Genomic DNA, 8,209 nt, shown 5'->3' with positions numbered 1-8,209 from the left:
GCTACGGCAAGCACATCGCCTCCCTGTCCAACATGCTGGCCGGCGGCGTGCTGGTGCAGCGGTTCGGCGACCTGGTGAAGGGCGTGCGCACCAACGAGCACCGCATGAGCAAGTCCTTCACCCGCCCCACCCTCACCGCCGCCGTGCCCGGCGATCTGTCCCTGGCCCTGCCCAAGCGGCAGCTGGACGACATCATCGAGATGATCTACCAGCTGGACAAGCTGGCCCCCGGCACCGCCAACTACGACACCCTGCTCTACGGCGCGGAGGTCAAGTTCTACTCCGCCCGGCTGGCCCTGTCCAGCGAGCTGGAGACCGCCCTGCCCGGCTTCTTCGCCGCCGGCGACGGCGCCGGCATCACCCGGGGCCTGGCCCAGGCCGGCGCCTCCGGCGTCAAGGTGGCCCAGGTGATCCTCAACCGGCTGAAATAAGGACGCGCCTGCCCGGCCGGGGGGCTTACGCTGTAACGCCCCCCCGGCTCGGGACGGGCGTAAAAATTGGGGCCCCCGCGGCGACCCAACGGAGTGGTCGCCGTGGGGAGAGGAGGCCCAGCGGAGGGAATGAGCTTTCGGGCTTGCCCGGAAGCGAACGATCCGTAGCTTGGGCCGACGATGTAGGGCGCGGCATCCTTGACACGCCGTTTCCCAGCCACAGCAGCCGCCCCGGTATTTCGGAGGCAAGGCACCGACGGCGGCCCGGCGGGCCAAGTTGGTACAGCGCAACCACTCCCAAGGCTTGCAGGGTAATCCCGATGCGTGCCGCCCGGGGCGCGGCAGCGCCTGTAACAGAAGCGCCAAGGGAGCGGGCGGCAATGCACGCCCGGTCTTTGCCCTGCCCGTACAGCCCACCGCCGCCATGAACCCCCGTATTGGGGGGGCCAGGGTGGGAGGAGCCCCCCGGCCCTTTTTTTCCCACCGCTTTCTTTGGGAAAGAAAGCGGTGCCCCGGCCGGGCAGGCCCGCTCCGCGAGGGGGGCATCCTCTATGAGCGGGCGACCACAGGTCGCCCCTACGGACGGCGCGCCGAGTCGTCGCGCCCCACGGAGCCGGCGGTTGCAGAGGCGAACGGGCGGATCATATCCGCCCCTGCGAACGGCGAAACAGGCGGACAGTATCCGCTCAGTCAAAAAGTCCGCCGGGATGCCGCGCCCTCCCGGCGGGGGAAATCCGAACAAATTGTAAATTGTGGAGGGCCGCTGGCGGGGAAGCGGCCCTTTCTCATTGCTTTTTGGGGCGCGGAGGTGTAAAATACCATGGACTTATTATGACCCGGCGTCCGCGGCAGGCCGCCAACGATACAGAAGGAGGACAAACTCTATGAACTACACGTTTGCCCAGTACAAGGAGAGCGCAGACTACATCCGGGGCCGCATCGGCGGCTTTGCCCCCAAGGTGGCCATGATTTTGGGCTCCGGCCTGGGCTACATGGGCGACATTGTGGAGAACGCCGTGGCGGTCTCCTACCAGGACATCCCCCACTTCAAGGTGTCCACCGCCCCCGGCCACAAGGGCCAGCTGGTGTTCGGCACGCTGGAGGGCCAGAACGTGGCCGTGATGCAGGGCCGGATGCACCACTATGAGGGCTACTCCTATGAGGAGGTGGCCTATGCGGTGCGGGTGCTCCGCCTGCTGGGCTGCGACACCCTGATTGTCACCAACGCCGCCGGGTGCATCAACCTGGAGTGGAAGGCCGGTGAGCTGATGCTCATCACCGACCACATCAAGTTCTTCATGGAGTCCCCCCTGCGGGGGGAGAACCTCCCCGAGTTCGGCGTCCGCTTCCCCGACGCCTCCCACCTGTACACCCCCGCGCTGCAGGAGCTGGCCCGCCAGACCGCCAAGGAGCTGGACATCCCCCTGCGGGAGGGCGTGTACATGTACTTTCCCGGCCCCCAGTACGAGACCCCGGCGGAGATCCGGGCGGCCCGGGTGCTGGGCGCCGACGCGGCGGGCATGTCCACCGCGCCGGAGGTGATCACCGCCGGCCACTGCGGCATGCAGGTGCTGGGCTTCACCCTGCTGAGCAACATGGCTGCGGGCATTCTGGACCAGCCCCTCTCCGAGCAGGAGGTGCTGGACGCGGCGGCGGCCTGCCGGGACAAGTTCTCCCGCCTGGTGCTGGCCTGCCTGAACAAGCTGGATTAAAAAGGAGATTGTCATGTCCATTCTGATTCACAACTGCACCGCCGCCCTGATGGACGAGGCGGGCACCGTGCTCCCGGACGCCTTCGTGGCGGTGGAGGGCACCCAGATCACCTATGTGGGCACCCAGCGGCCCCAGGGCAGCTTTGAGGAGGAGATCGACGGGGAGGGCGGCGTGCTCATGCCCGGCTTTGTCAACGCCCACACCCACGTGCCCATGACCGCCATGCGGGGCTACGGCGACGGCAACAACCTCCAGGACTGGCTGCACAACTATATCTTCCCGGTGGAGGCCCGGTGGGACGACCGGGCCATCCGGTGCTGCACCGACCTGGGCCTGGCGGAGATGATCGCCTCCGGCGTCACCTGCATCGCCGACATGTACGGCCACTCCCCCGCCATCGCCCAGGAGGTGGCCGCCGCCGGCATCAGCGCCAACCTGTCCGTGGGCGGCGTCCAATTCACCGACGACTTCAACCCCGACACCCACAACGACTGCCGGGTGCAGCGGGAGCTGACCGAGCAGTGGCACGGCTATAACGACGGCCAGATCCTGGTGGACGCCTCCGTCCACGGGGAGTACACCTCCCACCAGCAGCTGTGGCGGTGGATGGCCGGCTACGCCCGGGAGCACGGCCTGGGCATGCACGTGCACATCTCCGAGACCCGCAGCGAGCACGAGGAGTGCCTGGCCCGCCACGGCAAGACCCCCATCCAGGTTCTGAACGACTACGGCGTGTGGGACGGCCGGGCCATCGCGGCCCACTGCGTGTGGACCACCCCCGAGGACTGGGCCGTCATGGCCGAGAAGGGGATCTCCGCCATCCACAACCCCATGAGCAACCTGAAGCTGGGCAGCGGCATCGCCCCCGTCCCCGCCATGAAGAAGGCGGGGGTCAACGTGTGCCTGGGCACCGACGGCGTGTCCTCCAACAACTGCACCGACTTCTTCGGCGATCTGAAGCTCGCCGCCATCCTCCACAACGGGGCCGGCTGCGATCCCCTGGCCCTGCTGCCCATCGACGCCCTGCGCATGGCCACCGCCAACGGCGGCAGGGCCCTGGGCCGCAAGACCGGCGTGATCGCCGAGGGGTACACGGCGGATCTGATCCTGGTGGACTTCTCCCACCTGAACCTGACCCCCTGCCACAGCGTGCTGTCCAACCTGGCCTACGCCGCCCACGGCAGCGATGTGCGCATGAATATGGCCCGGGGCAGGGTCATATACAAGGATGGGGACTTCCTCACCATCGACATCCAGCGGGTGAAGCGGGAGGTGGCGGACTACGCCCTCCCCCTGCTCTTCCAGACCAAGTAAGGGGGCCAATCCTGTTGTCCAAACGCAACACCTTCTACGGCGCCGCCGCCATCCTGACGGTGAGCACCATCCTGGTGAAGATCATCGGGGCCATCTTCAAAATCCCGCTGATTGCAATCCTCCCCGAGGAGGCCTACGGCGACTTCAACGGGGCCTATAACATCTACTCCTTCTTCCTCACCATCTCCACGGCGGGCCTGCCCGTGGCCCTGTCCAAGACGGTGTCGGAGTGCCACACCCTGGGCCGGGAGAACCAGAAGCGCCAGGTGTTCCGGATGGCCTTCGGGGCCTTCCTGTTCATGGGCCTGTTCAGCTTTATCTGCATGTCCCTGTTCGGGCAGATCGTGGCCACCTACGTCATCGGCAACGAGAAGGCCGTGTTCTGCGTGTGGGCCCTGGCCCCGGCGGTGCTGTGCACCTGCTGCTGCTCCGCCTTCCGGGGCTACGCCCAGGGGCACATGAACATGCTGCCCACCGCCATCTCCCAGATTATCGAGGCCCTGTGCAAGCTGGTACTGGGCCTGGGCCTGGCCATGCTCATCATGCGCCTGACCATCTGGCCCGACGACATCCGCAACCAGCTGGCCGCCTCCGGCGCCCTCATCGGCGTCTCCTTCGGCAGCATCCTGTCGGTGCTCTACCTGGCCTTCAACCACGTCCGCACCCGCCGCCGGGAGAGCACGCCCGCCACCGACCGGGCCGACCGGGGCCGCACGGTGCTGGTGCGCCTGCTCAAGCTGGCCATCCCCATTACCCTCAGCTCCTGCTCCATGTCCCTGGTGACCATCATCGATACCAACCTGGTGAACAACCAGCTCCAGAGCGTGTTCACCGCCATCCAGGGGGGCCTGGCCGGGATTGAGAACAGCTTTCTGGACATCTTCCCCAAGGCGGTGCAGGTCTTTGCGGACAACGTGGCCGCCCAGCAGGCGGATCTGTTCAGCCAGCTGATGACGGCCTTCCGGGAGGGAGCCGCGGCCGCCGACTTCGGCACCACTCTGGATCCCATCCTGGACTCGGCCCGCAGCCTGTACGGCACCTACAGCAAGACCATGAGCGTCTACAATCTGCCCTTTAACCTGATGATCCCCCTGACCGCCTGCATCGTCCCCGGCATCTCCGCCTGCCTGGCCCGGCGGGACGGCCTGGGGGCCCAGCGCATCACCGAGTCGGCCATGCGCATGGCGGCCCTCATCGCCCTGCCCTGCGGCTTCGGCCTCATGGCCCTGGGCGGCCCCATCATGGAGGTCATCGCCCTGGGCAACGTGGACACCGGCATCGCCGGCCCCATCCTGTCCATCCTGGGCATCGCCTCCATCTTCGTGTGCTTCCAGCTGGTGGGCACCGCCATCCTCCAGGCCAACGGCATCGTCAACCTGCCCATCATCACCGTGATCATCGGCGGCGTCACCAAGATCGTGGTCAACTACACCCTGGTGGGCAACCCCAAGATCATGATCTTCGGCGCGCCGGTGGGTACTTTGTGCTGCTTCGCGGTGATCTCCACCCTCAACCTGCTCATCATCAAGCGGGCGGTGCCCCATCCGCCCCGCTATCTGGTGGCCCTGGGCAAGCCCCTGCTGGCCTCGGTGATCATGGCCGCCGCCGCCTGGGGCAGCCACGGCCTGCTCTCCCGGGTGCTCTACGGCAGCCTGGGCAAGGATATGCTGGCCACCGCCGGAGCCATCCTGGTGGGCGTGGTGGTCTACGCCGTCCTGGTGCTGGCCCTGCGCACGCTGACCCATGAGGATCTGGAAATGATGCCCGGCGGCAAGAAGTTGGCGAAGATTCTGCATATCCGCTGAGATTTTTGGAAAAAAAGGTTGCAGGAGGCCATGAAATATGGTAGATTTTCAGTATAAGGATTCCTACGGCGTCAAGGACTTGGAGGAAATTGTCCGCATACTCCGCGCCCCGGGGGGCTGCCCCTGGGATGCGGAGCAGACCCACCAGTCCATCCGCCGGAATTTCCTGGAGGAGGCCTATGAGGCCGTGGAGGCCATCGACGAGGGCAGCCCCGAGCACCTGGAGGAGGAGCTGGGGGACGTGCTGCTCCAGGTGGTGATGCACGCCCGCATGGAGCAGGAGGCCGGCCGGTTCGATCTGGACGGCGTGGCCGACGGCATCTGCAAAAAGCTCATCTACCGCCACCCCCACGTGTTCGGGGATGTGGCGGTGTCCGGCACCGGGGAGGTGCTCTCCAACTGGGAGGCCCTCAAGCGCAAGGAAAAGGGACAGGCCACCAACACCGACGCGCTGGAGGCCGTGGCCCGCGCCCTGCCCGCCCTGTGGCGGGCGGAGAAGGTGCAGAAGAAGGCCCGGAAGGCCGGTTTCGACTGGCCCGACGTGTCCGGTGCGCTGGACAAGCTGTCCGAGGAGCTGGAGGAACTGAAGACCGCCGCGGCCGAGGGCACCAACGTGGCCGAGGAGCTGGGCGACCTGCTCTTCTCCGCCGTCAACGCCGCCCGCTTCCTCAAGGTGGATCCGGAGGACGCCCTCAACGGGGCCACCGACAAGTTCATCGGCCGCTTCCGGAAGGTGGAGGCCCAGGCCGCCGCCCAGGGGAAAGCCATGGAGGACATGGGCCTGGAGGAGCTGGACGCGCTGTGGGAGCGCGCGAAGGAGACTTAAGGGCGGTTTCCGCCTTAAGTAATAGTACCAAGAACGGGGGGTAGCCCCCAGAAAACACAGGAGGAGCAAGTGACATGAATAAAGCAGAACTTATCAATGCCGCCGCCGAGAAGGCCGGCCTGTCCAAGAAGGATACCGAGGCCGCCGTCAACGCCGCCATCGACGTCATCTCCCAGTGCCTGGCCGAGGGCGACAAGGTTCAGCTGGTGGGCTTCGGCGCCTTCGAGGTGAAGAGCCGCGCCGAGCGCATCGGCCGCAACCCCAAGACCAAGGAGAGCATCAAGATCCCCGCCTCCAAGGTGCCCGTCTTCAAGCCCGGCAAGGCGCTGAAGGACATCGTTGCCAAGTAAGCAGGTTTTGTAATGATACCGGGGCCGCCGCGAACACGCGGCGGCCCCGTGATTTTGGAGGAAGCATGCGACTGGACAAATGGCTGAAGGTCTCCCGCCTCATCAAGCGCCGGACGGTGGCCAACGAGGCCTGCGACAACCAGCGGGTCACCGCCAACGGCCGGCCGGTGAAGGCCAGCTACGACGTGAAGGAGGGGGACGTGCTGGAGCTGCGCTTCGGGGAGCGCACCGTGAAGGTGGAGGTGCTCTCCGTGGCCGAGCACGTGGGCAAGGCAGACGCCCCGGCCCTCTACCGGGAGCTGCGGTAGACAGAACAGATCAGACAGGGGCGGCCGCATCCGCGGCCGCCCCTGTCTGCGTCTTATTCCAGCAGATCCGGGCCGGGCAGGTCCATCTGCCGCTTGCGGGCGGCGGAGCGGGCCAGCTTTTCCGCCAGGGCCTCCCGGTCGCCGGAGGCCAGCACATCCCGGTAGGACTGGAGATTGCCCAGCAGCCGGTCCAGCACGGAGAGCAGGGCGGGCCGGTTGAGGGAGAACAGCTGGGTCCACAGCCCCACGTCCAGGGCGGCCACCCGGGTGCAGCCCCGGAAGGAGGAGCCCTCGAAGCCCCGGCAGCCGAACAGCTCCGGGTCGTCGCACACCGCCACGGCGATGATGTGCATCACCTGGCTGGTGTAGGCGATCAGGGCGTCGTGGGCCTCCGCCGTGGTGCGGCACACGTCCTTGCAGCCGATGTACTCCGCCAGCCGCTCCAGCAGGGCGATGTGCTCCGGTTTGCTGCTCTCCCGGGGCACCAGCAGGAAGTGGGAGTCCCGGAACATCTCGGCAAAGGCGTGCTCCACACCGGAGAACTCGGTGCCCGCCATGGGGTGGCAGCCGATGAAGTCCACCGTCTCCGGCAGCACCTCCGCCGCCTCCAGAATGGCGGTCTTGATGCCGCACACGTCCCACACCAGGGCACCGGGCTTGAACTGCTCCCTGTACTGGGCCAGGAAGTCCACGATCCCCTGGGGGTGGAGGGCCAGGGCCACCACGTCGGCCTTGGGCACCACGTCGGCGGCCTTTTCCGTGACCCGGTCGCCCACCCCGTGCTCGGCGGCGTAGCGGAGTGTGGGCTGGGACACGTCCACGCCCACGATCTCAAAATCCTCAAAGCCCTTCAGGGCCAGGGCCAGCGAGCCGCCAATCAGGCCCAGGCCCACAATGACAAGTGTGCGTTTCATCTCTGCCATTCCTCCTAATCGCTGCGGGCCTTATTGGCGGCTCGGCCGCGCGTCAGCGCGTCCAAGCGTTTTGACGCCCGCGTCAAAACCTTGATGCCGGGCGAATTCATTTCGCCCGAGCAGATAAAATCAATCGGGAACCCGCACGGCGCCCTGCGCCGGGTGGGCGCCGCCGATGAGGCCCAGACCCACAATGACAAGGGTGCGTTTCATATACCATTCCTCCTGACCGGCGGGGGCAAGCCCCCGCCCTACGATTCAGAGCCGTGAGCGGTCTGTCCCCAGTTACAGCTCCCGGCCGGCGCAGGGGGCCAGCTGGGCCAGCCTGCCCATGAGGGCGTCGAACTGCTCCGGGGTGATGGACTGGGCCCCGTCGCACAGGGCGTGGGGCGGGTCGTTGTGCACCTCGATGAGCAGGCCGTCGGCCCCGGCGGCGATGGCCGCCATGCTCATCCGCTCCACCATCCACGCCTTGCCGCAGGCGTGGGAGGGATCCACCACCACCGGCAGGTGGGAGAGCTGCTTCACCGCCAGCACGGCGGAGAGAT

7 protein-coding genes and 2 pseudogenes are annotated in these 8,209 nt (G+C 66.8%); 7 read left to right on the top strand and 2 right to left on the bottom strand.

Annotated features, from left to right (window positions below; genetic code table 11):
• The 7 genes and pseudogenes from QZ378_RS09070 to QZ378_RS09040 all read left to right on the top strand — a co-directional run.
• Window positions 1–431: pseudogene (locus QZ378_RS09070) on the top strand (FAD-dependent oxidoreductase); the annotation flags it as partial.
• Between the two features lie 884 nt (window positions 432–1,315).
• Entirely contained in the window at window positions 1,316–2,143 is an 828-nt protein-coding gene (locus QZ378_RS09065) for a purine-nucleoside phosphorylase (RefSeq protein ID WP_291258032.1), read from the top strand.
• Between the two features lie 13 nt (window positions 2,144–2,156).
• Complete coding sequence (locus QZ378_RS09060) at window positions 2,157–3,458, top strand: amidohydrolase (RefSeq protein ID WP_291258031.1); 1,302 nt, start codon at window positions 2,157–2,159, stop codon at window positions 3,456–3,458.
• Between the two features lie 14 nt (window positions 3,459–3,472).
• On the top strand, window positions 3,473–5,263 hold the full coding sequence (locus QZ378_RS09055; protein WP_291258030.1) for a polysaccharide biosynthesis protein: 1,791 nt from the start codon (window positions 3,473–3,475) through the stop codon (window positions 5,261–5,263).
• A gap of 37 nt (window positions 5,264–5,300) precedes the next feature.
• On the top strand, window positions 5,301–6,089 hold the full coding sequence (gene mazG, locus QZ378_RS09050) for a nucleoside triphosphate pyrophosphohydrolase (protein WP_087240175.1): 789 nt from the start codon (window positions 5,301–5,303) through the stop codon (window positions 6,087–6,089).
• A gap of 74 nt (window positions 6,090–6,163) precedes the next feature.
• Complete coding sequence (locus QZ378_RS09045; protein ID WP_087240173.1) at window positions 6,164–6,439, top strand: HU family DNA-binding protein; 276 nt, start codon at window positions 6,164–6,166, stop codon at window positions 6,437–6,439.
• A gap of 65 nt (window positions 6,440–6,504) precedes the next feature.
• On the top strand, window positions 6,505–6,747 hold the full coding sequence (locus QZ378_RS09040; protein WP_087240171.1) for an RNA-binding S4 domain-containing protein: 243 nt from the start codon (window positions 6,505–6,507) through the stop codon (window positions 6,745–6,747).
• A 53-nt stretch (window positions 6,748–6,800) separates the two neighbouring features.
• Here the strand turns inward: QZ378_RS09040 and QZ378_RS09035 are convergent, their stop codons facing one another.
• Entirely contained in the window at window positions 6,801–7,661 is an 861-nt protein-coding gene (locus QZ378_RS09035) for a prephenate dehydrogenase/arogenate dehydrogenase family protein (protein WP_291258029.1), read from the bottom strand.
• Between the two features lie 285 nt (window positions 7,662–7,946).
• A pseudogene (locus tag QZ378_RS09030) lies at window positions 7,947–8,209 on the bottom strand (3-deoxy-7-phosphoheptulonate synthase); the annotation flags it as partial.

The organism is Flavonifractor sp. (assembly GCF_019422385.1).
GTDB lineage: Bacteria > Bacillota > Clostridia > Oscillospirales > Oscillospiraceae > Flavonifractor > Flavonifractor avistercoris.
This window is presented reverse-complemented; position numbering and strand designations above follow the sequence as displayed.

Coding starts and splice junctions, on each gene's coding strand:
- QZ378_RS09065 (WP_291258032.1), top strand. CDS start 1,316: ATGAACTACACGTTTGCCCAGTACAAGGAGAGCGCAGACTACATCCGG.
- QZ378_RS09060 (WP_291258031.1), top strand. CDS start 2,157: ATGTCCATTCTGATTCACAACTGCACCGCCGCCCTGATGGACGAGGCG.
- mazG (WP_087240175.1), top strand. CDS start 5,301: ATGGTAGATTTTCAGTATAAGGATTCCTACGGCGTCAAGGACTTGGAG.
- QZ378_RS09045 (WP_087240173.1), top strand. CDS start 6,164: ATGAATAAAGCAGAACTTATCAATGCCGCCGCCGAGAAGGCCGGCCTG.
- QZ378_RS09040 (WP_087240171.1), top strand. CDS start 6,505: ATGCGACTGGACAAATGGCTGAAGGTCTCCCGCCTCATCAAGCGCCGG.
- QZ378_RS09035 (WP_291258029.1), bottom strand. CDS start 7,661: ATGAAACGCACACTTGTCATTGTGGGCCTGGGCCTGATTGGCGGCTCG.